At 69.1% G+C, this 26,429-nt stretch carries 25 protein-coding genes; 12 read left to right on the forward strand and 13 right to left on the reverse strand.

The features are described 5' to 3' along the window. Nucleotides 1-248: 248 nt before the first annotated feature. A complete protein-coding gene (locus HDA44_RS38145) occupies nucleotides 249-611 on the reverse strand; it encodes a hypothetical protein (protein WP_272956428.1) in 363 nt (120 codons plus the stop codon). Nucleotides 612-642: 31 nt separating this feature from the next. On the opposite strand from HDA44_RS38145, the gene HDA44_RS37395 reads away from it, so the two are divergent. Together HDA44_RS37395 and HDA44_RS20185 are read left to right on the forward strand one after the other, a co-directional pair. Continuing rightward, the gene (locus tag HDA44_RS37395; protein ID WP_238353601.1) at nucleotides 643-978 is read left to right on the forward strand and encodes a spore germination YkwD domain-containing protein; all 336 of its coding nucleotides are present in this window, start codon (nucleotides 643-645) and stop codon (nucleotides 976-978) included. Between the two features lie 76 nt (nucleotides 979-1,054). Next, nucleotides 1,055-1,315, forward strand: a complete 261-nt coding sequence (locus HDA44_RS20185) for a hypothetical protein (RefSeq protein ID WP_184836686.1) — start codon at nucleotides 1,055-1,057, stop codon at nucleotides 1,313-1,315. Here the strand turns inward: HDA44_RS20185 and HDA44_RS20190 are convergent. Continuing rightward, nucleotides 1,291-2,244 (reverse strand): GlxA family transcriptional regulator, encoded by a 954-nt coding sequence (locus HDA44_RS20190; RefSeq protein ID WP_337906180.1) that lies wholly within the window; start codon nucleotides 2,242-2,244, stop codon nucleotides 1,291-1,293. The two genes, HDA44_RS20185 and HDA44_RS20190, sit on opposite strands and share 25 nt — an antisense overlap. 92 nt (nucleotides 2,245-2,336) lie before the next feature. On the opposite strand from HDA44_RS20190, the gene HDA44_RS20195 reads away from it, so the two are divergent. After that, nucleotides 2,337-3,098 carry an MBL fold metallo-hydrolase gene (locus tag HDA44_RS20195; RefSeq protein ID WP_184836688.1) on the forward strand — a complete coding sequence of 254 codons (762 nt, stop codon included), beginning with the start codon at nucleotides 2,337-2,339 and terminating at the stop codon, nucleotides 3,096-3,098. 112 nt (nucleotides 3,099-3,210) lie between these two features. Continuing rightward, the gene (locus tag HDA44_RS20200) at nucleotides 3,211-3,681 is read left to right on the forward strand and encodes a lamin tail domain-containing protein (protein ID WP_184836689.1); all 471 of its coding nucleotides are present in this window, start codon (nucleotides 3,211-3,213) and stop codon (nucleotides 3,679-3,681) included. Between the two features lie 13 nt (nucleotides 3,682-3,694). Here the strand turns inward: HDA44_RS20200 and HDA44_RS38610 are convergent, their stop codons facing one another. After that, nucleotides 3,695-4,555 carry an MOSC N-terminal beta barrel domain-containing protein gene (locus tag HDA44_RS38610; protein WP_184836691.1) on the reverse strand — a complete coding sequence of 287 codons (861 nt, stop codon included), beginning with the start codon at nucleotides 4,553-4,555 and terminating at the stop codon, nucleotides 3,695-3,697. 59 nt (nucleotides 4,556-4,614) lie between these two features. Between HDA44_RS38610 and HDA44_RS20210 the strand changes: the two genes are divergently transcribed. Continuing rightward, nucleotides 4,615-5,187 carry a helix-turn-helix domain-containing protein gene (locus HDA44_RS20210; RefSeq protein WP_184836693.1) on the forward strand — a complete coding sequence of 191 codons (573 nt, stop codon included), beginning with the start codon at nucleotides 4,615-4,617 and terminating at the stop codon, nucleotides 5,185-5,187. Here the strand turns inward: HDA44_RS20210 and HDA44_RS20215 are convergent. Together HDA44_RS20215 and HDA44_RS20220 are read right to left on the reverse strand one after the other, a co-directional pair. Further along, entirely contained in the window at nucleotides 5,150-5,956 is an 807-nt protein-coding gene (locus HDA44_RS20215; protein ID WP_184836695.1) for a fused MFS/spermidine synthase, read from the reverse strand. The two genes, HDA44_RS20210 and HDA44_RS20215, sit on opposite strands and share 38 nt — an antisense overlap. A 20-nt stretch (nucleotides 5,957-5,976) precedes the next feature. Then, nucleotides 5,977-7,113: a glycerophosphodiester phosphodiesterase gene (locus HDA44_RS20220; protein ID WP_184836697.1), complete on the reverse strand. Its 1,137-nt coding sequence runs from the start codon at nucleotides 7,111-7,113 to the stop codon at nucleotides 5,977-5,979. Nucleotides 7,114-7,304: 191 nt separating this feature from the next. Here HDA44_RS20220 and HDA44_RS20225 point away from each other — a divergent pair, with 191 nt between their 5' ends. Continuing rightward, entirely contained in the window at nucleotides 7,305-8,294 is a 990-nt protein-coding gene (locus tag HDA44_RS20225; protein WP_184836700.1) for a malate dehydrogenase, read from the forward strand. Between the two features lie 168 nt (nucleotides 8,295-8,462). Here HDA44_RS20225 and HDA44_RS20230 read toward each other — a convergent pair whose 3' ends face one another. The 3 genes from HDA44_RS20230 to HDA44_RS20240 all read right to left on the reverse strand — a co-directional run bounded on the left by HDA44_RS20230 (nucleotide 8,463) and on the right by HDA44_RS20240 (nucleotide 15,902). After that, complete coding sequence (locus tag HDA44_RS20230; RefSeq protein WP_337906181.1) at nucleotides 8,463-11,723, reverse strand: S8 family peptidase; 3,261 nt, start codon at nucleotides 11,721-11,723, stop codon at nucleotides 8,463-8,465. Between the two features lie 94 nt (nucleotides 11,724-11,817). Beyond that, a complete protein-coding gene (locus tag HDA44_RS20235) occupies nucleotides 11,818-15,075 on the reverse strand; it encodes a S8 family serine peptidase (RefSeq protein ID WP_337906182.1) in 3,258 nt (1,085 codons plus the stop codon). A 116-nt stretch (nucleotides 15,076-15,191) separates the two neighbouring features. Then, nucleotides 15,192-15,902 (reverse strand): transporter substrate-binding domain-containing protein, encoded by a 711-nt coding sequence (locus tag HDA44_RS20240; RefSeq protein ID WP_184836703.1) that lies wholly within the window; start codon nucleotides 15,900-15,902, stop codon nucleotides 15,192-15,194. A 104-nt stretch (nucleotides 15,903-16,006) separates the two neighbouring features. Between HDA44_RS20240 and HDA44_RS20245 the strand changes: the two genes are divergently transcribed. Beyond that, nucleotides 16,007-16,684: a phosphotransferase gene (locus tag HDA44_RS20245; protein ID WP_184836705.1), complete on the forward strand. Its 678-nt coding sequence runs from the start codon at nucleotides 16,007-16,009 to the stop codon at nucleotides 16,682-16,684. Here the strand turns inward: HDA44_RS20245 and HDA44_RS20250 are convergent. Beyond that, on the reverse strand, nucleotides 16,672-16,866 hold the full coding sequence (locus tag HDA44_RS20250) for a helix-turn-helix domain-containing protein (protein ID WP_319041342.1): 195 nt from the start codon (nucleotides 16,864-16,866) through the stop codon (nucleotides 16,672-16,674). The two genes, HDA44_RS20245 and HDA44_RS20250, sit on opposite strands and share 13 nt — an antisense overlap. Here HDA44_RS20250 and HDA44_RS38160 point away from each other — a divergent pair. Further along, nucleotides 16,848-17,051, forward strand: coding sequence for a cupin domain-containing protein (locus HDA44_RS38160; protein WP_337906825.1), 204 nt, complete (start codon nucleotides 16,848-16,850; stop codon nucleotides 17,049-17,051). The genes HDA44_RS20250 and HDA44_RS38160 overlap by 19 nt on opposite strands. Here the strand turns inward: HDA44_RS38160 and HDA44_RS20260 are convergent. Further along, nucleotides 17,048-18,034, reverse strand: coding sequence for a pirin family protein (locus tag HDA44_RS20260; RefSeq protein WP_184836707.1), 987 nt, complete (start codon nucleotides 18,032-18,034; stop codon nucleotides 17,048-17,050). The two genes, HDA44_RS38160 and HDA44_RS20260, sit on opposite strands and share 4 nt — an antisense overlap. 137 nt (nucleotides 18,035-18,171) lie before the next feature. Between HDA44_RS20260 and HDA44_RS20265 the strand changes: the two genes are divergently transcribed. The 3 genes from HDA44_RS20265 to HDA44_RS20275 are packed head-to-tail and all read left to right on the forward strand — an operon-like array spanning nucleotide 18,172 to nucleotide 21,362. Continuing rightward, on the forward strand, nucleotides 18,172-20,118 hold the full coding sequence (locus tag HDA44_RS20265) for an ArnT family glycosyltransferase (RefSeq protein WP_337906183.1): 1,947 nt from the start codon (nucleotides 18,172-18,174) through the stop codon (nucleotides 20,116-20,118). Between the two features lie 58 nt (nucleotides 20,119-20,176). Beyond that, nucleotides 20,177-21,034 (forward strand): bifunctional methylenetetrahydrofolate dehydrogenase/methenyltetrahydrofolate cyclohydrolase, encoded by an 858-nt coding sequence (locus HDA44_RS20270; RefSeq protein WP_184843961.1) that lies wholly within the window; start codon nucleotides 20,177-20,179, stop codon nucleotides 21,032-21,034. Between the two features lie 49 nt (nucleotides 21,035-21,083). Continuing rightward, nucleotides 21,084-21,362, forward strand: a complete 279-nt coding sequence (locus HDA44_RS20275) for a DUF3017 domain-containing protein (RefSeq protein WP_184836709.1) — start codon at nucleotides 21,084-21,086, stop codon at nucleotides 21,360-21,362. A gap of 63 nt (nucleotides 21,363-21,425) precedes the next feature. Here the strand turns inward: HDA44_RS20275 and purH are convergent, their stop codons facing one another. Genes purH through HDA44_RS20290 form a run of 3 tightly spaced genes read right to left on the reverse strand, consistent with a single transcriptional unit; the run spans nucleotide 21,426 to nucleotide 24,903 of the window. Continuing rightward, nucleotides 21,426-22,985 carry a bifunctional phosphoribosylaminoimidazolecarboxamide formyltransferase/IMP cyclohydrolase gene (gene purH / locus HDA44_RS20280; RefSeq protein ID WP_184836711.1) on the reverse strand — a complete coding sequence of 520 codons (1,560 nt, stop codon included), beginning with the start codon at nucleotides 22,983-22,985 and terminating at the stop codon, nucleotides 21,426-21,428. Beyond that, entirely contained in the window at nucleotides 22,982-23,608 is a 627-nt protein-coding gene (gene purN / locus HDA44_RS20285; protein WP_184836713.1) for a phosphoribosylglycinamide formyltransferase, read from the reverse strand. The genes purH and purN overlap by 4 nt, the downstream gene beginning before the upstream one ends. A gap of 53 nt (nucleotides 23,609-23,661) precedes the next feature. Continuing rightward, nucleotides 23,662-24,903, reverse strand: coding sequence for a cell division protein PerM (locus tag HDA44_RS20290; RefSeq protein WP_184836715.1), 1,242 nt, complete (start codon nucleotides 24,901-24,903; stop codon nucleotides 23,662-23,664). 176 nt (nucleotides 24,904-25,079) lie between these two features. On the opposite strand from HDA44_RS20290, the gene HDA44_RS20295 reads away from it, so the two are divergent. Further along, complete coding sequence (locus HDA44_RS20295; protein WP_184836717.1) at nucleotides 25,080-26,414, forward strand: hypothetical protein; 1,335 nt, start codon at nucleotides 25,080-25,082, stop codon at nucleotides 26,412-26,414. Nucleotides 26,415-26,429: the final 15 nt, after the last annotated feature.

Genomic DNA, 26,429 nt, shown 5'->3' on the forward strand with positions numbered 1-26,429 from the left:
GGGACGAGGGCTCTTGGAGGGGCTCGTACTTCAGGGCGTAGTGGATCCGGTGCTGGTGGGTCCGGGGCTGGTGGATCCGGCGCTGGTGGTTCCGGCGCTGGTGGATCGGGTGCTGGTGGGTCCGGGGCTGGTCGGTCTGGGGGGCGTGGGGGTCGGGGGGAGCGGCCGGTTGGGCGGGGGCGGCGGGCGGTGGTTGCTATTGGTGCTGTGGTGGTGGTGATTACGCCGGTTTCGTGGATCTTGTTGCATCAGCCGCAGAACGACAACGCGGATGCTTCCGTGCCGGTTGTGACGCGGACGGATGACACGTACATCACGCCGAGCACCAAGGCGGCGAAGTCGACTCCGTCGGCGCCGGTGAGTACTCCGCCGAGCGCGACGCCCACCGGTACGCCGACGGTCACGCCGAGCGCCACGCCGACCGCGACACCGACGGGTACGCCGACCAACTCGGCGTCGCCGACCACGGTGCCGACCGGTACGCCGACCGACTCGCCGACGGATGGACCGACGTCCGCTCCGACCTCGACGGAGCCGACAACGGGACCGACCTCGCCGGGACGCACGATCACCACGTCGAAGCCGACGCCGACGAAGACCACGACGTACACACCGCCGCCTCCCCCGCCGGTGGACGGCCGGATGACCAGCACCGAGAAGCAGTTGTTCGATCTGATCGACAACGCGCGGGTGGACAACGGGTGCGCGCGCCTGAAGCAGGACCCGAGCCTGACCGGCGGCGCCCGGTCGACCGCCTCCGACCGCGCCGCGTCAGGCCAAAACCTGAACAGCGGCACCGGAGCCGGCGGCAACAAGATGACTGCACAGCAGGCCTACAACCGGTTGATGAAGAACGCCCAAAGCACCGTGCTGAATTGTGGGCTGACCACTCTTGGTGTCGGTTTCGATTCCAAGCAGACATGCACGTTGCTGATCATTTGCACCGACCGCAACGCGTGGGTGGCGAAGTTCTCGTAGGTGGGTTCGGTTGTTTCTCGTGGGTTGGTGGGACCATGGGCGTAGGTGCCTGGTTCACCGACCTGCGGGAGGCTGGATGTTTTTCGAGCGGGACGATGTGGATCGGGCCGGGCCGGCGCATTTCGGGATTCATCCGGACGCGTTCGCGGCGGAGCGGCCGGATCGGCGGCCGGAGGAAGCGAAGCGGATGGGGTTGAGCCGGCACACCGAGGAGGGCGCGGTGCTGTCGTTCGCCTCGTCGCTGGACCGTGGCAAACCGGGGCACCGGATGATCGCCTGGGTGCTGCTCGTGACGTTCGCGGCGCCGGCGATCTACACCCTGTTCGCGCTGCTGTAGAACTCCTGCCGGTGCCGTTGGGGTGTCGTTCCGAGCACCGAGTGGAAGTGGTGCCGGAGCGTGTCCGCGCTGCCGAAGCCGCTCTCGGACGCGACCCGCTCGACCGGGCGATCGGTTGTCTCCAGCAACAATCGGGCCCGGTCCAGCCGCTGCCGCAGTAGCCACGCCTGCCCGGAGCTCCCGGTCCGGGCCCGGAACTGCCGGGTGAACGTCCGCCGCGACATCGCCGCCACCCCGGCCCACTCGTCCAGCGACACCGGCCGGTCGAGCCGTTCGCGGGCCCACACCATCGCCTTCTCGATCGGGTCGTCGGCCGGGTCCGCCGGTACGGGCACCGGGATGTACTGCGCCTGCGACCCGCTCCGGTGTGGCGCGACGACGATGTCGCGGGCCACCTGCTGCGCCACCTCGACGCCATAGTGCGTACGCACCAGGTGCAGGCAGCAGTCCAGCGACGACGCCGTACCGGCCGAGGTGATGACGTCACCAAGGTCCGACCAGAGCACATCGGCGCGAACCGCGAGGCCCGGATAGCGCGTACGCAGCTCGTCCGCGAAGCGCCAATGCGTACACACCTCCCGGCCGTCCGCGATCCCGCTCGCCGCGACCAGGAACGCCCCGATGCACAGCCCGACCACGGTCGCCCCGCGCGCGTGCGCCCGCCGGATCGCGGTCAGCAACTCGTCCGATGCGTCGAGGCCTGGTTGCCAGCTGGGCAGTACGACGACGTCGGCCTGGTCCATCGCGTCCAGGCCGTGCGGGACGCTGATCCCGAAGCCGGCGTTCGTCCGCAGCGATCCCGGTTCCCCGGCGCAGACGCGTACGTCGTACCGCTCCGCCGGCGCGCGTCGTTCGCCGAGCACCAGGCACGGTACGGACAGGTGGAACGGGCTGATCCCGTCGAAGGCGAGGACCGCGACTTTACGCACCCGTCCAGTATGCGTCAGGTTGGCCCGATCTTCGGCATCCATGACTCGCGGGCCACTGTTGGAGCGTGCTCGCGGCGGCGAGGATCGTGGTCATGAAGATCACGCACATCGGCGGCCCGACCGCCGCCTTCGAGCTCGGTGGCCTGACGTTCCTGATCGACCCGGCGTTCGACGAGCCGCGCGAGTACCAGCTGCCCGGCCGGGTGATGCGGAAGCTGACCGGCCCGGCGGTACCGTTCGCCGAGCTCGGCCGGGTCGACGTCGCGCTGGTGTCGCACGACCAGCACAAGGACAACCTCGACGACGCCGGCCGGGAACTGCTGCCGTCGATCCCGACCGTCCTCTCGACACCGGACGCGGCGACGCGGATCCCCGGCGTACGCGGCCTGGCGAACTGGGAGTCGATCGAGCTCCCGCGCCCGGACGGTGGCGTACTCACGGTGACCGGCGTACCCGCGCTGCACGGCCCGGAAGGCGCCGAGGCAGTACTGGGTGTGGTGACCGGATTCGTCCTACAGGGCGACGGTCTGCCGACCGTGTACGTGTCCGGCGACAACGCGAACGTTGGCCTGGTCAAGGAAATCGCCGACCGTTTCGCCCCGATCGACGTCGCCGTCCTGTTCGCCGGCGCGGCCCGCACCACGCTCTTGGACGGCGCCAACCTCACCCTCACCTCAACCGACGCGGTCGAAGCAGCCCGCCTACTCGCCCCGGCCACCATCATCCCCGTACACACCGAAGGCTGGACCCACTTCTCCGAAGGCCCCGACACCTTCGTCGCCGCCTTCGAAGCAGCCGGCCTGGCCGACCGAGTCACCCTCCTACAGCACGGAGTCACGGCAACCCTGAAATGACCCCTTGACGAGCACGGAGCGTGACAGCTAGCGTGTGCGTCCGCCGGGGGGAACCGGCAGCTTTCACTCATCGGGCCGGGGGGACATCGGCCCACTGCCGAAGGGGATTCCGTTGTCCGTACGACGCTTCCGCACGCTCATTTCCGCTGCCACCGCCGCGGTTGTCCTGGCTGGGTCGGTGGCGATTGCGCCGTTGACCGCGTCGGCGGCGATCACGGTGGTGCTGAGCGGCATCCAGTACGACCCGCCGGGGCCGGATGTGCGGACGAACGCGCAGTTGAACAACGAGTTCTTCACCGTCCGGAACCTCAGCAGCCGGCCGATCAACCTGTCCGGGTACCGGGTGCTGGATGCGGCGAACCACAAGTTCGTGTTCCCACGGGGGTACGTGCTGCCGGGGCGGACGACCGCGATCGTGCGGACCGGGAAGAACCGGAACCGGGCGCAGACGCTGTACTGGAACCAGGGCAACTACATCTGGAACAACACCGGCGACACCGCCCGGTTCCAGACGCCGGCCGGTAAGACCTTCGACACCTGCACCTACAAAGCAGTCAGCGGTCGCGCGCGGGTCGGCTGTTAGCTACAGGCGGCTGTTAGGTACGAGTAGCCGGGGCGGGGTCCGCGCCCTCGGCGATCCATTCGTGGACGGTGATTTCGTCGCCTACGTGGAGGGTTCCGGGGGTCAGCACGGCGGCTTTGATGCCGAAGCTGACCCCGCCGCCGTACGCCGGTTCGCGCCGGTACGTCGCCAAGGTCCGGGTCGGTTCGGGGCCGGACTTGGTGCCGGTGGCCTGATCGACGGTCGGTACGGCGCAACGGATGCCACGCGCGGAGTACCCGATCTCGACCGTCCCGGCGGTCATCCGGAGCACCTGGTCCTCGGTGTGCGGCTCCGGCCAGCCACTGATCACCAGGTTCGGGCGGAAGCGGTTCATCGGGATCGCGGCGCCGCCGTGTTCGAGGATGCGCGCGTTCAGGCCGTCGAGTGATGCCAGCGACGTGACCATCAGCGCGTGCGCGTCGCCGAAACCGGTCAGCCCGCGGTGCGCGCCCCAGCCGGGCCGTTCGTGTTCGGGCGTCACGCGGACCAGCGCGGCGGACGTACCGAGCCGGGCACTGAACCACTCGTCCACGGCCGGCTCCTGTACTACGCCCAGGCCGAACCACTTCCCGAACAGACTGACATCCCGCCGCTTGCCGTCGTACCGGATCGGCACTTCCAGGTCAGGGGCATCGGCGGCCGACAACCGGAGCCGGTCGCCGGCCAGCTCGGCGCGCAGCGTCGCCATCGCGGGCAACTTGCGCTGGCTGAGGAACGTGCCGTCGGGCTCGACCAGCATGAAGTTCCGGTCGTCGAGCAGACCCGTCGGGCCGACCTCGGCCTGCTCGACGGGGATCCCGGCCAGACCTTTCACCGGGTAATAGGCCAGGGCGGAAACCGTTGCGACAGACACGTCCCCAAGCCTAACCGGCTTCTTGATCTGTTGAATGATGTTGAGTTATGTTTAAACGCGTGGATGACTTCGCGGCTGCCTTGGGTCGGGTCCGCCGGCACGCCGGGCTCACGTACCGGCAGTTGGCCGAGCGGGCGCACTACTCGCATCCGCAGCTGATCCGCGCCACCAGCGGGAAGCAGCTGCCGACCTGGGCGGTGACCGCGGCGTACCTGACCGGTTGTGGCGTACCGGCTGATCTTCTGCCGGTGTGGCGGCGTCGTTGGGAGCGAGCGTCTCGTGATCCGCGCGACCTTGTGCAACTGCTGGAGAACGCGGAGAGCCTGACTGACCTCGGTGCCGCTGTCGCCGCGCTGGTGCGGCCGCGATCGTCGAGGACCCTCGAACAACTGACGGGCATCCCCCGCACGACCATCCAGGCCTGGCTCCAGGGCACGCGCCTACCGGGTCGTGACCGGCTGGACCACCTGATCCAAGCGACCGGCGCGACGCATGCGGAACGATCAGCCGCCGCCCGCGCCGTCGACCGAGTCAGCTCGGCGCGAGCAGACGCCCGCGACCAGGAACGGCTCAGGCCCGGAAGCCAGGACGAGGTCAGGTGCGGAAGACAGCGGGTGGTGCCTGCGGTGTGACGAAGCCTTCGGCGTCGGTCAGCGGCGCTGCCTTTCCGGCCATCTCCCCCAGCGGCTGCACGTCGTACGGCGGTTGTGCCCGCCGACCCGCGTCAACCAGCTCCGGTACGGGTTGCGCCGACGCGACCATGATCACGTTGCCAAATCCCTTGCCTCGCAAGATCTTCCGCTCCGCGAGTACGACCCCCGCCCCAACCACCGACTGCACGGTCGCGGCGGTCCGCCGGATGAACGGCAACCCGGCCTTCCCGTCGATCAGATTCGCCACCAGTACGCCGGTCGGCCGCAGTACGCGCCTGCACTCCGCGAAGAACTCGGCGGTGACCAGATTCGCCGGTACTGCCTCGTGCTCGAACGCGTCCAGGATCAGCAGATCCATCGAGTCGTCGTACAGTTCGCCGATCCCGGCACGGCCGCTGACCGGCCGTACCTTGATCCCGGCCCGCTTCGGCAGCGGCAGCGCCTCCCGGACGAAGTCGGTCAGGTCCTCGTCCGGTTCCAGCACGATCTGCCGGGATCGCGGGCGGGTCGCGGCGACGTACCGCGGCAGGCTGAGCGCGGCCCCGCCGATATGCGCGACCGCGACCGGCTGCCGCCGCGGCGCGACCGCGTCGACGACGTCACCGATCCGGCGCATGTACTCGAACGGCAGGTGGGTGGGATCGGCGAGATCGACCTGGGACTGAGGCGTGCCGTCGATCCGCAGTACGAACGTACCGTCGGCCTGTGCTTCCACGCTCGCGATCCCGGAGCCGACCTGTCGTTCCACCCACCCATCCTGTCAGCTACCTACTTGCCGTCGCGCTCCTCGGCGACGGCGATGTCGGTGTTGTCGGTGAACAGCCCGTCGATCCCGGCGCGCCGGAACGCGGCGATCTCGCCGAACAGGTTGCCGGAGTCACTCGGGTTCGCGGAGCTGTCGTACTCGGCCGGCAGGAAGGTGTTCTCGACCCGGAAGGTGTACGGGTGCACGACCAGGCCCGCCCGGTGCGCGTCCGCGACCAGGCTGGTCGGCTTCCCGAGCTTGCCGGCGGCATCGAGCGGAATGACCTGGTCCTTGCTCGGCCCGACCCCGGCGGCGTACGTCGCGACCTCGCGCAGGCCCAACGCGGTGACCACATCGGCGTACGTGCGCTTGTCACCGGCGACCACGAAGTCGTACGGCGCACCGGACGCGCTGGTCAGCTGCACCAGCGGGACGCGAAGCTCCTTGTGCAGCGCCTTCAGGTTGGACACCTCGAAGGACTGGACGTACACCTTGGCGTCCTTCTTGTTCAGGTTGTTGCGGTTCAGGGTCTTCACCAGCGCGGGCTCGAGCGCGAGGCCCTGCTGGCGGAAGTACGTCGGGTGCTTGGTCTCCGGGTAGATGCCGATCGGCCGGCCGAGCTCCTTGGACAGGCGGCGGCTGAGGTCGATCACTTCCTGGAAGGTCGGCACCTGGTAGCGCCCGTCGAAGACGGTGTTGTGCTGACGGGTGGCGGGAATCCGCTCCTTGGCGCGCAGCGTCTTCAGCTCGGCCAGCGTGAAGTCCTCGGCGAACCAGCCGGTGACCGCGACGCCGTCGAGCTGCTTGGTCTTCTTCCGGGCCGCGAACTCCGGGTGGCTCGCGACGTCGGTGGTGCCGCCGATCTCCGGTTCGTGCCGGGCGACCAGGACCCGGTCCTTGGTGGTGACCAGGTCGGGCTCGATGAAGTCGGCACCCATCCGGGCGGCCAGCTCGTACGACGCCAGGGTGTGCTCCGGCCGGTACCCGGACGCGCCGCGATGACCGACGATGACGAAGTCGTCGTGCTTGCTCGCGGCGGCGCTGTCAGCGCCACCCATTGGGGCCGGCTGCCCGGACGGTAGTGCCTGCGGGACGATGGCGGCCGCGGCGACCGCGAGGGCCGAGGCGGCGACCGGCACCAGCCGGCTGGACAGCTTCATGGGCTTCTCCTTACAAGTCAGGGGACTGCGAGCCACCCTCGGGTACGGCATCGGCGCCGCGACGTACGCCGGATGACCGATCGGTGAACGATGCATTGGGATGTGAGCTATTCGGCTCCCCCCAGCGTTGGTCGGCAACGTACGGCTTGCTAGCGTCCGAAGCACACAATCGGATGAGCTAGGAGCGTGTCGTGAGCACTACACCGGTGAAGGTGGCCGTCACGGGGGCCGCGGGGAATGTCAGTTACGGCCTGCTGTTCCGAATCGCGAGCGGCGCGCTGCTCGGGCCCGACACCCCGGTGGAGCTGCGGCTGCTGGAGATCACCCCAGCGCTGAAGGCCCTCGAGGGCGTCGTGATGGAGCTCGAGGACAGCGCCTTCCCGGGGCTGGCCGGGATCGAGATCGGCGACGACCCGAACAAGGTCTTCGACGGTGTCAACGTCGCGCTGCTGGTCGGCGCGCGGCCGCGGACCAAGGGCATGGAGCGCGGCGAACTGCTGGCGGCGAACGGCGCGATCTTCACCGGCCAGGGCAAGGCGCTGAACGACCACGCCGCGGACGACGTCCGGATCACCGTCACCGGCAACCCGGCGAACACGAACGCGCTGATCGCGAAGACCAACGCGCCGGACATCCCGGCCGAGCGGTTCTCGGCGCTGACCCGGCTGGACCACAACCGGGCGCTGGCGCAGCTCGCGAAGAAGGCCGGCGTCCACGTCACCGACCTGAAGAAGATGACCATCTGGGGCAACCACTCGGCCACCCAGTACCCGGACATCTTCCACGCCGAGGTAGCCGGCAAGAACGCCGCCGAGGTCGTGAACGACCAGGCCTGGCTGGAGAACGACTTCCTCCCGACCGTGCAGAAGCGCGGCGCCGCGATCATCGAGGCCCGCGGCGCGTCCTCGGCGGCCTCGGCCGCGGCCGCCACCATCGACCACACCCGCGACTGGCTGCGCGGCACCGCCGACGGTGACTGGGTCTCGATGTCGGTCGTCTCCGACGGATCGTACGGCGTGCCGGAGGGCCTGATCTCGTCGTTCCCGGTGACCACGAAGGACGGCAACTGGGAGATCGTGCAGGGCCTGGAGCTCAACGACTTCTCCCGCGGCAAGATCGACGCCTCCGTCGCCGAGCTGGGCGAGGAGCGCGCCGCGGTGAAGGACCTCGGCCTGATCTGAGCCAACGAAAACAGCAGGTCCCCGGGGCGAGCGGGGGCCTGCTGTTTCGTTGTGGGGCGGATCAGCGGCTCGACAGGAGGTGTCCGGCGGTGACCTGGTGCACCTGAGCGTGATCGCTCTTCCGTGTACGGTGTTTCGCCGGTGCACTACCTGTCGAACTGCAGATGGTCACCGCTGGTTGTAGGCAGCGATGACGGTTTGGGTGGTGGTGTTGCCGGCCGCGTCGGTGGCGGTTGAGCGCAGGGAGACCGACTTGCCGGCGGGGGTTGGGAAGATCGCCTTGCCGCCGGTGACCGGCGCCTGCCGCCAGGTGACGCCGGCGTCGCCGGAGTACTCGATCTTCAGCTTGCTCACCGGGCCGCCCTGCACCTGAACGGGCAGGACCGTGACCGGCTTCCGGGCCATCGTGTTGGTCCCGTCCACCTCCGGCCGGAACCCGACCGTGTGGATCGCGACTCCGGGCTGATCTGCCGACGAGGTGAAGGTTGCCTCCAAATCGATCCTGGTCGAGAACGGCAGCACCGCCTGCGTCCCGGTCGCGACCAGCTTGTACGACGCCTTGCCGGCCGGCAGACCACTGGCAACCAGTTCGTAGAACGAGTCGGCCGAGGCGATCTCCGTCCCTTCCCGGTAGAGCTTCATGCCCCCGGAAGTCGTGTCCACCCAGCCCACATGACCGTCGGCATCGGCGAGGTTGGACACCGACAGCGCCAGCGCGTCCGCGGACCGCTTCGCCGTCCGTACCGACGGCACGAACGTGGCCGCGTTCCACCGCTCCTGGTACGACCGGCCGGACCGGTAGTTCACCGGAGCCTCGTCAAGCCGCCAGGCCGGGATAGGAATCGGCAGGTGGTCGGTGTCCGGTTCGATCGCGCCGTTCCAGCCGTCCGCGATCTCGTCGAGGTAGTACCGGATCGTTCGCGGCGCGTCGACGCGAATGACGCGCGCATACCCACCGCTGCCGTTCGGGGCGTTCGGGAACATCAGCTTGAACATCCGCGCCCCGTCGGTCGCGTTCACGGTGCTGTCCACGGTGGCGAGGTCGGACTGCTTGACCTGCCGGTGGAAGCCGGTCGGCAACTCGCCCGGGATGTAGTCGGCGATGCCGTACAGGTACGGCGTGTTCGAGTACAGTCCGTCGGCGCCGGGTACGCCCCACTGGGACGTGATCTCTCCGTTCAGCTCGGCAGCGGACAGCTTCGGTCCGGTGCTGTACGTGAACATCGTTCCGGACTTGAACCCGGCCGCTCCGTACGAGTACGGCGCACCCTGGTCGACGACCCGGGTGTACCCGATGAAGCCGTTCGCCTGCTGGGCGTCGGCGCGTGGCACCGTCGTCGTCACGGGCTTCGCCTTGCGGGCGTCGAGGACCACTGTCCGGTCGGAGGTCAGCTCGATCTTCGGGGCGGTCAGCACGAAGAAGATCCAGTCCTCCGGTCCCCGCTCGAACTCCTGGAACTGGTCGACCAGGTACTCGCCCTGCGGCAGCCGAAGCGTCACGGTACCGGTCGAGTCCGGCAGGTACCTTTCCGAGACGTCCTTGTCGATGCCGAGCAAGTGCACGTCGTAATCGGTGTTCGGCTTGCCGTCAGCCTGAACCGTCTTGACGGTCAGGTTGTAGACCGGACCTTCCTTGTTGACACCCGCCGGGACGACAACCGTCTGGCCGCCGCCGGTTGCCGTGATGCGGCCGCTGTACAGACCGTCCGCACCGCCCAGCGAGGTGTCTGACATTGCCTGTACGGACGCCGTGCCGCCGGCCGGGACAGTCACCGAGTCGGCGCTCAGCTTCAACGCACCGGCCGGTGCCGGCGACCCGCCTGGAGCAGTGAGCTCCGAGGTCAGCGACAGTGTGACGGGGTCACCACCCAGGTTGCGGAACGTCACCGCACGAGTCACCGGCTGGTCGTCGGTGTGGGGAAACAACGCCTTGCCGAAGGAGATGCTGCCGGGCTCGGCGACCACGGTCTGCTTGATCGCCTTGGTCAGGTCGATCCGGCCCGCGCCCTGCTGGAAGGAGGTCTGATCGGCGACCACCTTGGCCGAGCCCATCAGTGCGGACTTGACGTCGGCCGGCTTCCAGGACGGGTGCTCCTGCAGCAGGATCGCGGCCGCGCCGGCGGTGTGTGGCGTCGCCATCGATGTTCCGGACAGTTTCAGGTACTTGTCGCCGACCGGCTCACCGATCGACGAGTCCTTCGACTTCGCCGCGACGATGTCCGTACCCGGCGCGGTCACATCCGGCTTCAGGGCACCGTCACCAACTCGCGGGCCACGACTGGACGTCTCGTTGAGGGCATCCTGCTTCGTCACGTTGCCGACGGTAAGGGCGGCGTCGGCGCTGCCGGGCGAGCCGATCGTGCCGTCACCCGGTCCCTCGTTGCCGGCCGAGATCACGAACAGCGTGCCGGTCTCGGCGGTCAGCCGGTTCACCGCTTCTTCCACCGGGTCCAGCTCCGGGGTGTCCGTGCCGCCGAGACTGAGATTGACGATGTTCGCCTTGACGTCCTTCGCGGCCCACTCCATCCCGGCCAGGATGGCGGAGTCCGCGCAACCCCGGCCCGTACAGACCTTGCCGTCGTAGATCTTCGCGTCCGGCGCGACACCCTTGTACTTACCGCCGGACGCCGCGCCCGTACCCGCGATCGTCGAGGCGACATGCGTCCCGTGGCCGATCAGGTCGTCGGTCGACTCGGTCGACTCGGTGGTGAAGTTCTTCGCGCCCGCGATCTGGGTCGCGAGGTCCGGATGGGTCGCGTCGACACCGGTGTCGAGGACCGCGACCGAGACGCCCTTGCCGGTGTACCCGGCCTGCCACGCGACCGGACCACCGATCTGCGGCACGGACTGGTCAAGGGTGAGCTTGCGCTTGCCGTCCAGCCAGAGCTTGCTGAAACCGGCCGTGCTCAGGAAGGTTTTCGCGTTGTTCTTGCTGACTTTCAGGGCCGCGCCGCCGATCGACGGCAGTTGCCGGGTGAGCTTCGCGCTCTTCGGCACGGCACGTTTCGCGGCTTTGGCGTACGTCGTCAGCACCGGAATCGTACTGGTCGACGTGTCGTCGTAACCGTCCTTCACCAACTGCGTCACGTCGAAGAGCCGGCGATCGATCCGGCCGGCGCCGACGTCCTTCGTCACATCGGCCGGGATGAAATACGTGTGATCCTTCAGGCTGTAGGTGGTGAAGCCGACGTTCTCCCGGCCCGCCGCCGGCTCGACGGCCACCTTCTTCGTGTCCCCGCCCGGCAGCCGCACCTTGTCGCCGGTGATCAGCGTGACGCTGACGTCCTTGCCGGACTTGGACGTTTCTGCCGCCGGGGCGGAAGCCGCCGCGGGTGGTCGGGCCGTCGGTTCGGCCTGGGCGGGTGCTGGTAGGGCGGCGGTGAGGCCCGCGATCGCCACGGCGGCGATCGCGGGCCTGCCTCTACGCACGGATTTCGGACTCAAGGCCACTGAAGGTCTCCCAGGAAGTCGGATTCGTCGACGTACTGCCAAAACGTGACGACCGATCTCCCTGGTTGCACCGTCAGCGAAGGTTGTACGCGGTGATCACCGTTTGGGTAGTGGTGTTGCCGGCGGCGTCGGTCGCGGTCGAGCGGAGCGACACCGTCTTTCCGGCCGGGGTGGTGAAGGTGGCCGTCTTGCCCTTGACCTCGGCCTTCTTCCAGGTGCTGCCGCCGTTGTCGGAGTACTCGACGGTCACCTTCGTCACCGGACCACCCGCCACCTCGAACGGGATGCTCGTCATCGGCTTGCGCGCGACCGTGTTCTTGCCGTCCACGTCCGGCCGGAACGCGACGGTGTGCAACGCGATCTCCTGCTGATCCGCGGCCGAGCTGAACGTCGCTTCCAGATCGATCCGGGTCGAGAACGGCACCAGCTTCTGCGTACCCGTCGTCACCAGCCTGTACGTCGTCTTGCCGGCCGGCAGGTCCTTCGCATCCACCGTGCCGAACGAGTCCGAGTTACTGACTATGGTGCCGCCGCGATAGAGCTTCGTACTGGCTGACTGCATCCGTACGCCACCGAGATGACCGTCCGCGTCGGTCAGGCTGGCGATCACGATCCCGAGCCAGTCGGAAGTACGCGCGATCCGCCGCACCGCCGGGCCGAACACCGCCGCGTTCCAGCGTTCCTGATAGTGCCGACCGACCTGGTAGCGCGTCGCCGGGCTTTCGATCGTCCAGTCCGGGAACGGGACCGGCTTACCCGTGATGTCCTGCTGGACCGCGCCGGACCAGCCGTACGCCGTCTGGTCCAGGTAGTAGCGGATCGATCGGGGCGCATCGAGACCGATGACCCGTGCCCACCCGGTGTCGCCACCGATCAGCTCCGGCGCCATTGTCTTGAACACCTTCGCGTCGGTCGCGTGCACGGTTTGGTCCACCACGGCGAAGTCCGACAGCTTCGCCTTCCGGTTGAACCCGGTCACGACCGCGCCGGGCTTGAAGTCGGCGGTCCCGTACAGGTATGGCGTGTTGGTGAAGCGCCCGTCCGCACCCGGCACACCCCACTGTGAGGTGATCCGCCCGACCAGTTCCTTCGGGCTGAGCGTCGGTCCGGTGCTGTAGGTGTAGACCTGGTTGAGCGCGGTGGCCGTCGTCGACCCGTCGCGGTAGTCGGCTCCGATCTTTCGGTTGTACCCGATGTCCAGATTCGCCAGCGCCGCGCCGGCCGTCGGTACCGTCACGCTGACCGGCTTCGCCTTCCGCGCGTCGAGGACGATGGTTCGGTCGGACGTCAGCTTCACGCTGGGTGCCAGCAGTTTGTAGAACACCCAGTCGTCTTTCTTCCGTTCGAACTCCTGGAACTGGTCGAGCATGTACTCGCCCTGCGGCAGCCGCAGCGTCGCCGTGCCGGTCGCGTCCGGCGTGTAGTCGTTCGAGCTGGCGTTGTCGATGCCGAACGCGGTCACCGGGTACTGCTTGTCCGGCTTGCCGTCGGGCCGGATCAGCTTGACCTTCAGGTTGTACGTCGGGCCTTCCTTGTCGAGCCCGATCGGAACGGTGACGGTCTGGCCGCCACCTGTCGCGGTGATGCGGCCGCTGTACAGACCGTCCGCGCCGCCGAGCGTGGTGTCCGAGGTCGCCTGTACGGACGCCGTGCCGCCGGCCGGGACCTGCACCGAGTCGGCGCTCAGCTTGAACGCACCCGCCGGCGCCGGCGAACCATCCGGAGCTGAGAACACGGACGTCAGGGCGAGCGTGACCGGCGCGGTGCCCAGGTTGTGGAACGTCACCGGACGAGTCACCGGCTTGTCGTCGGTGTGCGGGAACAACGCCTTGCCGAACGACACACTGCCTGGCTCGGCGACGACCGTCTGCTTGATCGCCTTGGTCAGGTCGATCCGGCCGGCGCCCTGCTGGAACGACGTTTGATCAGCCGCGATCTTGGCCGATCCCATCAGCGCGGACTTCAGGTCGGCCGGCTTCCAGGACGGGTGCTCCTGGAGCAGCAGCGCGGCCGCGCCGGCGGTGTGTGGCGTCGCCATCGACGTACCGGACAGTTTCAGGTACTTGTCGCCAACCGGCTCACCGATCGAGGAGTCCTTGGACTTGGCGGCCACGATGTCCGTACCCGGCGCGGTCACGTCCGGCTTCAGCGCGCTGTCGCCGAGGCGCGGGCCGCGGCTGGACAGCTCGTTGAGGGCATCCTGCTTCGTCACGTTGCCGACGGTGAGGGCGGCGTCGGCGCTGCCGGGCGAGTTGATCGTTCCATCGCCAGGCCCGTCATTGCCGGCCGAGACCACGAACAAGGTGCCCGTCTCGGCGGTCAGGCGGTTCACCGCTTCTTCCAGCGGATCGACCTCGGGCGTGTCCGCGCCGCCGACGCTCAGGTTGACGATCTTCGCCTTGACGTCCTTCGCGGCCCATTCCATCCCGGCCAGGATGGCGGAGTCCGGGCAGCCGTCCAGGCCGCAGATCTTCCCGTCGTAGATCTTCGCGTCCGGCGCGACACCCTTGTACTTACCGCCGGACGCCGCGCCCGTACCCGCGATCGTCGAGGCGACGTGGGTGCCGTGACCGACCAGATCGGCGGTCGACTCGCTGGTGAAGTTCTTCTCCCCCGCGAGCTGCGTCGCGAGGTCCGGATGAGTGGCGTCGACACCGGAGTCCAGTACGGCGACCGAGACGCCCTTGCCGGTGTACCCGGCCTGCCACGCGACCGGACCACCGATCTGCGGCACGGACTGGTCAAGGGTGAGCTTGCGCTTGCCGTCCAGCCAGAGCTTGCTGAAACCGGCCGTCTGCAGGAAGGTCTTGGCATCCGGCTTGTCCACCCTCAGCGCGGCGCCACCGATCGCCGCGAGCTGCCGGACAAGCTTCGTGCCTTCTGGTACGGAACGCTTCGCCGCTTTGGCGTACGTCGTCAGCACCGGAATCGTACCGGTCGACGCGTCGTCGTAACCGTCTCGCACCAACTGCGCCACGTCGAAGAGCCGGCGATCGATCCGGCCGACGCCGATGTCCCGCGCGACATCCGCCGGGACGACGTACGCATGGCCCTTGAACCGGTACGTGTTGAAGCCGATGTTCTCCCGGCCGGCGGCCGGCTGGATCGACGCCTTGCCGACGTCCCCACCCGGCAGTAGCACCTTGTCGCCGGTGATCAGCGTGACGCTGAGGTCCTTACCGGTCTTCGCCAACGCGGCGGGCGCTTGGGCAGGTGCTTGGGCGAGCGTTTGGGCGGGCAGAGCCGCGTGAACAGGCGCCGGCACGGCGGCGACGAGACCCGCGACCGCCAGGGCGGCGATCGCGGGCACTGATCTTGGTAACACAGCCACTCGGGCCTCCAGAAGTCGGTTGTCTGCGCACGTTCAAGACGGAACACCCGACTTCCGGGGTTGCATGCCCAACGCAACGAATAGGCCCAGATCACGCTCTGGTCCGTTCCGGTACGTCAGGCAGGCGGGGCGACGGTCGCGTCGGCCTGGCCGGAGGTGGCCAGGGACGTGGCGATGAAGCCTGAGGACTTGAGGTCCTCGATCAGGGCGTGCAGGTACGCGACGGTGTCCGGGTGCTTGGACTTCGCGGTGCCGACGGCCTGCTGGATCTGCATGAAGCGTTCGTCGATCAAGCGCAGGTCCGGGTGCTCGGCGACGTACCGGGTGATCGGCTGCCGGATGCCGGCGGCCACTTCCAGTTTGTCGGCGCGGAACACGTCCACGCCCTCGGCGCCTCGGACCACCGTTGCCTGCTGCAAGGTTCGGGTCAGGTACAGGTCGTACGCCGAGCCTTGTTTCACGCCGATCCGTACGCCGGCCGCGTCGACGTCCGCGACCGTCGTCAGCGCGGACTCACGCGGTACGGCGAAAACGCCCTCGATCACGACGTACGGCGCGGTGAACGCGACCTCCTCGGCCCGGGCCGGGTCGACGGCGAGGAAACAGAGGTCGGCCCGGCCGGCCGTCATCGCCTCGAAGGACTTTCGGGCCGCGTCGAAACAGACCAGCTCCAGCGGAAGCTCCAAGCGGCGGGCCAGCTCGCGGGCGAGGTCGACGGTGACTCCGGCCGGCGCATCCGGCGTACCCTGCGCGAGAACCGGATTACCCAGATTGATCGAGGCCCGCAGGACACCGCCCGGCGCGAGATCAGCTGCAACTGTGCTCATACCGGCGACCCTATCCACCACCGCGCCCGATGCCATCGGGCTGACTGATTCCGTCAGTCCAAAATGCCGGGGCGGCTTCCGGTGCGGCGTCGTAGGCTTCGGGAATGGATCTGACGGCTCTCCAGGAGCAGTTCGGCGCGTCCGGGGCCGAGGTGGTGCGCTTGGGATGCTCGGACGCGACCGTGGTGCGGCTGGAGCGGGGGCGCGAGCGGCTGTTCTACAAGCATGGCTCGGAGGTGGGCGCGGAAGCGGACCGGCTGGCCTGGCTCGCGGGTACCGGGTTCCCGTGCCCACAGATCGTTGATCGGGCCAACGACTGGCTGCTGACCAAGGAACTGCCCGGCGTGGACGCGTCGCAGCCCTGGCCGGCGCGGGACCGGCCGGCCGTACTCGCGGCGATCGCCGCCGGGTTGCGCGCGCTGGACGAGCTGACGGACTGCCCGTTCCGATCCCCATTTCCGGGCACGGCCGACGCGGTCACGCACGGGGACGCGGTCACGCACGGGGACGCGGTCACGCACGGGGACTACGCGGCGCCGAACGTGTTCGTCGATCCGGAAACCCTTCGGTTCACCGGCGTCCTGGACCTCAGCCGGCTCGGCCGGGGCGATCGGTACCTCGATCTCGCGCTGATGTTCAAGAGCCTGCGCGGCAATCTCAACCCGCAATACGGCGGACCGCCCGCGGCCCGGCGGTTCGTCGAGTTGTACGGCGCCGATCCGGACGACCCGCGGATCGAGCACTACATCACCCTCGATGACACCGAGGGCTACCTGCCCTGATACGCCCGGCGGTAGGCGCTCGGCGTAGTCCGGACCGCCGCCCGGAACCGCCGGCGCAGGTTGGTTGCCGAGGACAACCCGACCTTCAGCGCGATGGTTTCGACCGAAAGGTCGGTTTCCTCAAGCAGGGCACGAGTTCTGGCGATTCGCTGGGCCAGCAGCCATTGGCCGGGCGCGACAATCCTGTGGACAACGCGATGACGTCCATCAGCCCGGGCCGGAGGAGGTGTTCGTCGTGGATGGCGTGTTCAACGACGGCGACCGTGACTACCCGGCCGGTTCGTCCATCCACGCCCCGGCCGGGGCGTCGCACGTGCCGCGGTCCGCTACCGGCTGCACGTTGTTCTTGTTCTACCCACAGGGTTAGTTGGTGCTGCGGAGCTCGGTGGGCGCGCCGTGGACGGCGGGGATGCTGCCGAGCTTGCCGGCCTGGAAGTCCTCGAACGCCTGGATCACCTCGGCGCGGGTGTTCATCACGAACGGCCCGGCCATCGCCACCGGCTCCCGGATCGGGCGGCCGCCGAGGACGAGGACATCCAGGTTCGGCTCGGCCTGCGGCTGGGTCGGGCTCGCCGCCGTACGGACCGTGTCGCCGGGACCGAAAACGGCCAGCTGACCCTTGCGGATCGGGCGGCGGTCGGCGCCGACCGTACCCTGACCGGCCAGCACATAAATGAGCGCGTTGTACTCCGGCTGCCACGGCAGCACCAGCTCCGCTCCCGGGCTGACCGTTGCATGGACCAGCGTGATCGGGCTGTGCGTCGTACCCGGACCGTCATGACCGTCCACCGACCCGGCGATGACCCGGATCAGCGAGCCGCCGTCGGCCGTGGACAGCAGCGCGGAATCGCCACCCCGGATGTCCTGGTAGCGCGGCGGTGCCCACTTGAGCGCCTTCGGCAGGTTCACCCAGAGCTGGATGCCGTGGAACAGGCCGCCACTCGTGACCAGCTGCTCCGGCGGCGTCTCGATGTGAAGGAGCCCACTGCCGGCCGTCATCCATTGGGTGTCGCCGTTCGAGATCACGCCGCCGCCACCGTTGGAGTCCTGGTGCTCCATGATCCCGTCGAGCATGTACGTGACGGTCTCGAAGCCACGGTGCGGGTGCCACGGGGTGCCCTTCGGCTCACCCGGCGCGTACTCCACCTCACCCATCTGGTCCATGTGGATGAACGGGTCCAGGTCACGGAGATCGACGCCCGCGAACGCGCGCCGGACCGGAAAGCCCTCGCCCTCGTACCCGCTCGGCGCGGAGGTCACCGAGCGGACCGGGCGCTCGTGCGCGACGACCGGATCCGGCGTGGTGATGCGGGGCAGGACGGTGATGTCGCTGACGGTCACGGCGGGCATGGTGGGCTCCTCGCTGGCTAGTAGTTCAAGAATAAACTATCTGCTGGAACCACGGCAAGCCGGGCCGCATTCCCGGCTCCCAGCGACCTCCCAGCCGACCCGCAGGGACGCCGAAGGCCCAGTTGCCATCGTCACCAGTGGAAGCCATCCGCGAACTGGAGACGATCATGACGACGCTGCTCGGCCGGCCGCCCGGAACCCAAGAGTCCGCCGTACCACCGCCCCGCCCGCCCGGCCGGCTCCGGCGGCTGGTCCGCGGACCGTCGGCCCAGGCCGCGTACGTCCGGCCGGCGGCGCTGGTGATGCTGGCCGCGACAGCCTTCCTGTACCTGTGGAACCTGACCGCGTCGGGGTACGGGAACAGCTTCTACGCGGCCGCTCAACAGGCCGGGACGAAGAGCTGGAAGGCCTGGCTGTTCGGGTCGCTGGACGCCGGGAACGCGATCACCGTCGACAAACCACCGGCGGCGCTGTGGGTGGGGACCGCGTTCGCGCGGGTGTTCGGGTTCAACAGCTTCACGGTGCTCGCGCCGCAGGCGTTGATGGGAATCGCCGCGGTCGGGCTGCTGTACCTGACCGTGCGCCGGATCGCGGGACCGGTCGCGGGACTGATCGCGGGGAGTGCGCTTGCACTCACTCCGGTCGCGGTGCTGATGTTCCGGTTCAACAACCCGGACGCGTTGCTCGTCTTGCTGATGGTCGCGGCGGCGTACTGCGTCGCCTGTTCGCTGTCTCGCGCTTCGGCTCGGTGGTTGATGCTGGCGGGGGTTGCGATCGGGTTCGCGTTCCTGACCAAGATGATGCAGGCGTTCCTGGTACTGCCGGCGTTCGGGCTGGTGTACCTGATCGCGGCGCCGACCTCGTTGCGGCGACGGGTACTGCATCTGGCCGGGGCGCTGGGAGCGGTGATCGTCAGTGCGGGCTGGTACGTCGCGCTGGTGGAGCTGTGGCCCGCGTCGAGCCGTCCGTACATTGGTGGGTCGACCAACAACTCGCTGCTGGAGCTGGCGCTCGGGTACAACGGGCTGTCGCGGCTGCTCGGCGGGGCAGGCAATGGTGGCGGCGGCGGCGCTGGTGGTGGCGGTGGTGGGAACAGTGGGTTCGGTGGGAGTACCGGTATCACCCGGATGTTCGGTGCGTCGTTCGGTACCGAGATCTCGTGGTTGCTGCCTGCTGCGCTGATCGCGCTGGCCGGCGGGTTGTGGGTGACGCGGCGAGCGGCGCGTACGGATCTGTTGCGGGCCGGGTTCGTCCTGTGGGGTGGCTGGTTGCTGGTGACGGCGGGTGTGTTCAGCTTCATGAGCGGGACGATTCATCCGTACTACGCGGTCGCGCTGGCACCTGCGATCGCCGGGTTGGTGGCGCTTGGGGTCTGGGTCGGACGTCAGCACCGGTGGTTGCTGGCGGCAATGATCCTGCCGACGGCGGTGTGGGATTACGTACTGCTCGAACGCACACCGGAGTTCGTGCCGTGGGCGAAGTGCGTGGTGGTCGGCGCGGGCGTGCTGGCGGTCGTACTCCTCCTCGCCGGTCGGCGACTGCGCCGGATCCTGCCTGCTGTTGTCCTCGCCGTCACTGTCGCGCTGGGGCTCGGCAGCACGGCGTACGCCGCCAGCACCGCCGCTCAGCCCCACAACGGCTCCATCCCCGCAGCCGGTCCCGCCGGCACAACCACCGGCGGCAAACTAGGCGCCCCAGGCAACGGAATGGGCGCCCCCGGCAACGGCCTGCGCGCTCCGCGTGGAGGTGTTTCCAGCAGCAGTGAGTTGACGGCTGTGTTGGAGAAGACGAGCAGCACGTGGGCCGCGGCGACCAGCGGGGCTCAGTCGGCGGCGTCGCTCGAGCTCGCCACCGGGAAGTCCGTGATCGCGATCGGTGGCTTCAGCGGGATCGACAACGCCCCGACCCTTGCCCAGTTCAAGCAATGGGTCGCCGAAGGGAAGATCAGTTACTACATCGCCGCGGCGCAGGGCGCGGGCGGCGGGCGCGGTTCGTCCGCCGCGACCGAGATCCAGTCCTGGGTCGAATCCACCTACAAGGCGACCACCGTCGGCAACACGACCGTCTACAAGCTGACCAGCTGAGCACGGAAGAACGGGTAGTGGTCACGGTACGGTGCCCGGCGTGGCAGACTCTGGAGTCGTGACGGCGCAGATTCTGGATGGCAAGGCGACGGCGGCGGCGATCAAGGACGAGCTGAAGGTCCGGGTCGCGAAACTGGCCGAGCAGGGCGTGGTGCCCGGGCTCGGCACGATCCTGGTCGGTGACGACCCCGGCAGCCGGGCGTACGTGGCCGGCAAGCACCGGGACTGCGCCGCGGTCGGGATCTCCTCGATCCAGGTCGAGCTGCCGGACACCGCGACCCAGGACGAGATCGCGGCGAAGGTCCAGGAGCTGAACGAGAACCCGGACTGCACCGGTTTCATCGTCCAGCTGCCGCTGCCCAAGCACGTCGACACGAACACGATCCTCGGCCTGATCGACCCGGCCAAGGACGCCGACGGACTGCACCCGGTCAGCCTCGGCAAGCTGGTCCTCGGCCAGGACGGGCCGTTGCCGTGTACGCCGAAGGGTTGTGTGGAGATCCTCCGCCGGTACGACGTACCGATCGCCGGCGCGCAGGTCGTCGTGGTCGGGCGCGGCGTGACCGCGGGGCGGCCGATGGGGTTGCTGTTCACTCGCCGGAGCGAGAACGCGACGGTCACCCAGTGCCACACCGGTACGAAGGACCTGGCCGCGGTGGTTCGCACCGGCGACATCGTGATCGCGGCCGCGGGTTCGGCCGGGCTGATCACCGCGGACATGGTGAAGCCGGGCGCCGTCCTCCTGGACGTCGGCACCAGCCGCAACGCGGAGGGCAAGATCGTCGGCGACATCGACCCCGCTGCCCGCGAACAGGCAGCCTGGATCGCCCCGATGCCCGGCGGCATCGGCCCGATGACCCGGGCCATGCTTCTCACCAACGTAGTGGAAGCTGCCGAAGCGGGTCTGGGCCAGTGAGCACGTCCGCGGCGGTCGTACGCTCCTCGGAAACAGGTGAGACGTGCTGATGGCCGGTGAGGTGCAGCGGCCGCCACGCCAAAGTCAGTGGCCGCTGGCGTTGACGATTCTGGTCGGGCTCGGCGGCCTGGTCGTGCTCTGGTTCTACAACTGGCGCAACGGCGTGCTCATCTTCGCCGGCAGCGTAGCCCTGGCCGGCCTCCTCCGCGCCGCCCTCACCGACACCGCCGCCGGCCTCCTCCACGTCCGCGGCCGCATGTTCGACACCACCTTCCTCCTCCTCACCGCCGCCGCCATAGCCATCCTCGGCCTGATCGTCCCGAACTAGCCGAACAGAAAGGCCCTGGACAAGCTGCCTGCTTTGTCCAGGGCCTTTCCGTTGTTCTGAGGGTCAGTGGAAGAAGTGGCGGGTGTTGGTGAAGTACATGGTGATGCCGGCCTTGGTGGCTGCCTCGATGGCGGCTTCGTCGCGGATGGAGCCGCCGGGCTGGACCACTGCCTTGACGCCGCCTTCGATCAGGACCTCGAGGCCGTCGGGGAAGGGGAAGAAGGCGTCCGAGGCCGCGACCGAACCGGGGGCGCGGTCGCCGGCGCGGGTGACGGCCAGGCGGCAGGAGTCGACGCGGTTGACCTGACCCATGCCGACACCGACCGAGGCGCCGTCGGCGGCCAGCAGGATCGCGTTGGACTTGACCGCGCGGCACGCCTTCCAGGCGAACGCCAGGTCGGCCAGCACCTCGGGTGACGCGGCCGCGCCGGCAGCCAGCGTCCAGTTCGCCGGGTCGTCGCCCTCGGCCTGGAAACGGTCCCGGTGCTGCATCAGCAACCCACCGCTGATCGCCCGGATCTCCACCGGATCGCCGGCGTCGACCGCGGGAGCCACCAGCAGCCGGATGTTCTTCTTCGCCTGCAGGATCTCGGCCGCGCCGTCCTCGAACCCGGGCGCGACCAGCACCTCGGTGAAGATCTCCGCGACCTGCTTCGCCAGCTCCACCGTCACCGGGCGGTTCGTCGCGATCACACCGCCGTACGCGGAGACCGGGTCGCACTCGTGCGCGCGCCGGTGCGCTTCGGCGATGTCCTTGCCGACCGCGATCCCGCACGGGTTGGCGTGCTTGATGATCGCCACCGCCGGCTCGCCGAAGTCATAGGCGGTACGCCGGGCCGCGTCCGCGTCGACGTAGTTGTTGTACGACATCTCCTTGCCGTGCAACTGCTCCGCGGCCGCCAGACCGCCCCGCCCGTTCAGGTACAGCGCGGCCGGCTGATGCGGGTTCTCCCCGTACCGCAGCACGGCCGACTTGTCCCACGAAGCACCCACCCAGGCCGGGAATCCGGTGCCAACGCTGGAGTCCGTGAGCACATTGCCCATCCAGGACGCGACCGCGATGTCGTACTCGGCCGTGTGTACGTACGCCGCCGCCGCCAGCTGCTGCCGCTGCTCCAGCGAGAACCCGCCGTCACCCAGCGCCGCGACCAGGGCCGGGTACTGGGAAGGCGAGGTCAGCACGGCGACGTTCGCGTGGTTCTTCGCGGCGCCGCGAACCATCGACGGGCCGCCGATGTCGATCTGCTCGATGCACTCGTCGACCGACGCGCCGGACGCGACCGTCTCGGTGAACGGGTACAGGTTGCTGACCAGCAGCTCGAACGGCTCGACCCGCATCTCCTTCAGCTGCTCGAGGTGATCCGGCTTCCGCAGGTCCGCGAGCAGGCCCGCGTGAACGAGCGGATGCAGCGTCTTGACCCGCCCGTCGAGGCACTCCGGGAACCCGGTCAGCTCCTCGACCTTCGTCACCGGCACCCCGGAGGCCGCGATCCGGGCGGCAGTGGAGCCGGTCGACACCAGCTGGACACCGGCGGCGTGCAGCGCGGCCGCGAGCTCCTCCAGACCGGTCTTGTCGTAGACGCTGATCAGCGCCCGGCGGATCGGCCTGCGGTCGGTGCTCACTTCAGTCGAACCTTTCGTCCGGTGATGGTCCAGCCGTCGCGGACCAGCCGGCCGACCCACTCCACCAGCTGGCGGCGTTCGACCTCCTTGATCCGCTCGGTCAGGGTTTCTTCGGTGTCGTCGTCCTCGACCGGGACCACGACCTGGGCGATGATCGGCCCGGTGTCGACGCCGCCGTCCACGAAGAACAGCGTCGCGCCGGCCACCTTCACGCCGTACGCGAGCGCGTCCCGCGGCCCGTGAATCCCGGGGAAGGCCGGCAGCAGCGCGTTGTGGGTGTTGAGGTACCGGTCGCCGAACGCGGCCAGGAAGTCGTCCCCGACCAGCTTCAGGAATCCGGCCGAGATGACCAGATCGGGTTTGTGCTCGGCCACCGACGCGGTCAGCGCCTGGTCCCAGCCGGACCGCTCCGGGAACTCCTTGACCTTGTGTACGAAGGTCGGCACGCCGGCCGCCGCGGCCCGGTCCAGTCCGGCGATCCCGTCGCGGTCGGCGCCGACGGCGACCACCTGGGCGCCGTACGCCGGGTCCGCGCAGGCGTCCAGCAGGGCCTGCAGGTTCGACCCGGACCCCGACACGAGCACGACGAGACGTGCGGGACCGGGATCTGCAGCAGAAGTCACGCCCGGAGCTTATCGCCCACCGTCACCTGTCCCGTCAGCCGGGCGCGGGGACGCTACTCGGCCGGGGTGGCCGCTGGGTCGGGCCGGCGGCGGGACGACACGACGGCGGCCGTGATCGCGGCACCGATCGCCATCCCCGCGGCCAGTACGCCGGCCGCCGGCAGCGCCTGCGGTACGCCGACCGAAGCCATCCGCCCCGGTCCGGCCGACCCACCGGCGAGCGCCATCAGCGCGAACAGCACCACGCCCGCGAGCAGCGCGGACATCCCGCCGCGAAGCGCGTACGCATCCCAGCCGAGCGCGTCCGCGTCCTGCGCGGCCAGCCCACGGCGTACGACGATCAGCCCGGCGACCACGCCCGCGAGCAGCGGAACGACCGCGGTCAGCACCAGCAGGTACGAGGGCGTCGAACCGTCGGCGGGTACGGCGGCGAGGAGCGGAAGCGCGGGCAGGTTCCCGACGTCCACGCCGGTCGGCGCGACCGTCGTGCCGGTGCCGAGCTGGAAACCCGGTCCGGCCAGAAACGCGACCACGTACAGGATCATGTTCGGCATCAGCATCAGGCAGATCGCGAACAGTACGACCGACCCGATCACGCCCGCGTCGAGGAGCTCGAGCATCCCGGTGATCCGGGAGAAGTGGATCGCGAGCAATACGGCGTACAGCACCGCGGCGAGCGCGATCACCGTCAGTACGGCGGCCAGCGCGGCCGGTACCGCGTCCCGCAGCCCGGGCGGGGTCGCGTCGGCAAGATCCTCGGCGGCACCGGACTCGACCAGAATGCCCGCGGACCCGGCCACCAGCGCCAGCGAGAACGCGCCGAGGAACGCTCCCAGCGCCGACACCTTCAGCGAACCGTCCGCGACGAACAGCGCGACGATCAGGGCGCCGAGGCCGTACACCAGCGCGTACGCCCCGGACAGCGCGAGCAGGTCCTTGGTCCGGTCGGCCGCGCTGGAGCGGGCCGCCGCCTTGCCGCCGCGGTACAGGCACCAGGCGAAGAACAGGCTCAGCCCGAGCGGCGCGATGGAGATCCGGCCGGTACCAATGGTGACGCCGGCCTTGTGCGCGACCAGCCAGGCGGACGCGCCGGCCCGGACCGCGCCGGAGGCACCGCCGAAGGTGGCGCCGAGCCAGCCGATCACCGCGACCGCGGCGCAGGTCAGCAGACCGGTGAGCAGGCATGCTCCCGCGGAGATCACGGCCGCCACGACCATCGGTTTGGTCTGGGCGTCGATCTCCGGCGCGCCCGATTCACCGTCCCGGGCGTTGGGTCGGCTCAGCATGTCGGTCATCTGACCCCCATCGTCTCCCCGCACCCGGACCCCACTCGTCCTGACACGCCGGATGTGCGAGACTTCAGCCCGCCTGTTCACCCTCAGTTGCCCTGCGTTCGCATGCTGGTGGCTGGGTTGGGGGCGACATGGGTCCACCCGGTACTGTCGGGTGGAATCAGTCAGGAGGTCGAGCTTTGGCCGGTTCCCACCGTGCATCGCGCGGCGGCGGTCGCGCCGCTGCCCGGGAAGCGCGTCGGCAGCAGACGCGGAAGCGGAACCAGACGATCGCCGCCGGAGTCGCGGTCGTGGTGCTGGTCGGCGGCGGCGGTGTCGCCGCGCTGAACGCGTTCGGCGGCGACAAGGCGGCCGGGCCGAAGGCAGGTAACAGCCCGTCCGACGACAAGCCGTCGCAGTCGAAGGTGCTGGCCGACGACAAGACGCTGCTGGACGCCGCGGGCGCGAAGTCGCTCGGCGCGGCCGGCGCCTGGGCGGTCGCCAAGACCACCGACGGCGAAGCGACCCCGAACAGCTCCTTCGTCTGCCAGCCGCAGCGCTACGCCGACCCGTCCGGCCTGCGTACCTGGGTTCGTACCTTCCAGAACCCGGCCACCAAGGAGACCGCGGTCCAATACGTCGAGGTCTCGAACGACCAGCCGACCGCCGCGAAGACGTACAACGCGGTGGTCCGCTGGCTGAGTCAGTGCAGCACGCCGCAGACCCGGCTGTCGGCCGGCTACCTGACCACCGGCGTCGGCCAAACCGGCGTGATCGCGGTCTTCGGGCAGACCCCGGGCGTCACGACCAAGTACAAGACGGTCGCGGTCACGCTGGTCGGGCAGGCCACGATGGTGGTCGAGCACGACACGGTGGCCGCCAAGCCCCCACTGCCGGCCGCGGTGCTGGCCACCGCGAACACCGCGGCGAAGAAGATCTGCGCCGAGTCCGGCGGCTGCGGCACCGGCGCGCCGGTCGCGAAGCCGGCCCTGCTGCCGAACACCGACAGCCCCGGGTTCATGGCACCGGTGGACCTGCCGCTGCTGCCCGCGATCGACAAGCCGTGGGTGAGCGCGACCGCGAAGGCGGCCGGCCCCGGTACCGGCTGCGAGAAGCTCGACTTCAAGAAGGCGAAGGCGGCGAAGTACGGCAGCGTGACGTACGTGACGCCCGACGCGAAGGTACCGACCGAGTTCGGCCTGGACGACACGGTGGCCAAGTTCGCCAGTACGAACGCGGCGGCGAGCTTCGTCAGCCAGATCCGGAAGAACGTGGACAGCTGCGAGAAGAACGTCTCGAACGCGAAGGTGGAGTCGACCGGGACGCTACAGACCAGCACGATCAAGGGCGAGAGCTGGAAGGCGACGTACGCCACCGGCGACGGGAAGAAGTACGTGTACCGGATCGGAATCGCCGGATCCGGGGACCGCGCGGTGTACCTGCTCTTCCCGGTGCTGAAGTCACTCGACCTGACCGATGCCGCGTTCAACGAGACGCTGGCGCGGGCCGTCGACCGGTCCGCCGCCTACAAATAGCAACGGGACCTGCCC

Source organism: Kribbella solani (assembly GCF_014205295.1).
In the GTDB taxonomy this organism is placed as follows: domain Bacteria; phylum Actinomycetota; class Actinomycetes; order Propionibacteriales; family Kribbellaceae; genus Kribbella; species Kribbella solani.

Bases quoted from the DNA above. Each gene is read 5' to 3' on its own strand.
- HDA44_RS20275 (WP_184836709.1), top strand. From the start codon at position 21,084: ATGGCCGGTGAGGTGCAGCGGCCGCCACGCCAAAGTCAGTGGCCGCTG.
- HDA44_RS20240 (WP_184836703.1), bottom strand. From the start codon at position 15,902: ATGAGCACAGTTGCAGCTGATCTCGCGCCGGGCGGTGTCCTGCGGGCC.
- HDA44_RS37395 (WP_238353601.1), top strand. From the start codon at position 643: ATGACCAGCACCGAGAAGCAGTTGTTCGATCTGATCGACAACGCGCGG.
- HDA44_RS20220 (WP_184836697.1), bottom strand. From the start codon at position 7,113: ATGAAGCTGTCCAGCCGGCTGGTGCCGGTCGCCGCCTCGGCCCTCGCG.
- HDA44_RS20195 (WP_184836688.1), top strand. From the start codon at position 2,337: ATGAAGATCACGCACATCGGCGGCCCGACCGCCGCCTTCGAGCTCGGT.
- HDA44_RS20245 (WP_184836705.1), top strand. From the start codon at position 16,007: ATGGATCTGACGGCTCTCCAGGAGCAGTTCGGCGCGTCCGGGGCCGAG.
- HDA44_RS20260 (WP_184836707.1), bottom strand. From the start codon at position 18,034: ATGCCCGCCGTGACCGTCAGCGACATCACCGTCCTGCCCCGCATCACC.
- HDA44_RS20290 (WP_184836715.1), bottom strand. From the start codon at position 24,903: ATGACCGACATGCTGAGCCGACCCAACGCCCGGGACGGTGAATCGGGC.
- HDA44_RS20185 (WP_184836686.1), top strand. From the start codon at position 1,055: ATGTTTTTCGAGCGGGACGATGTGGATCGGGCCGGGCCGGCGCATTTC.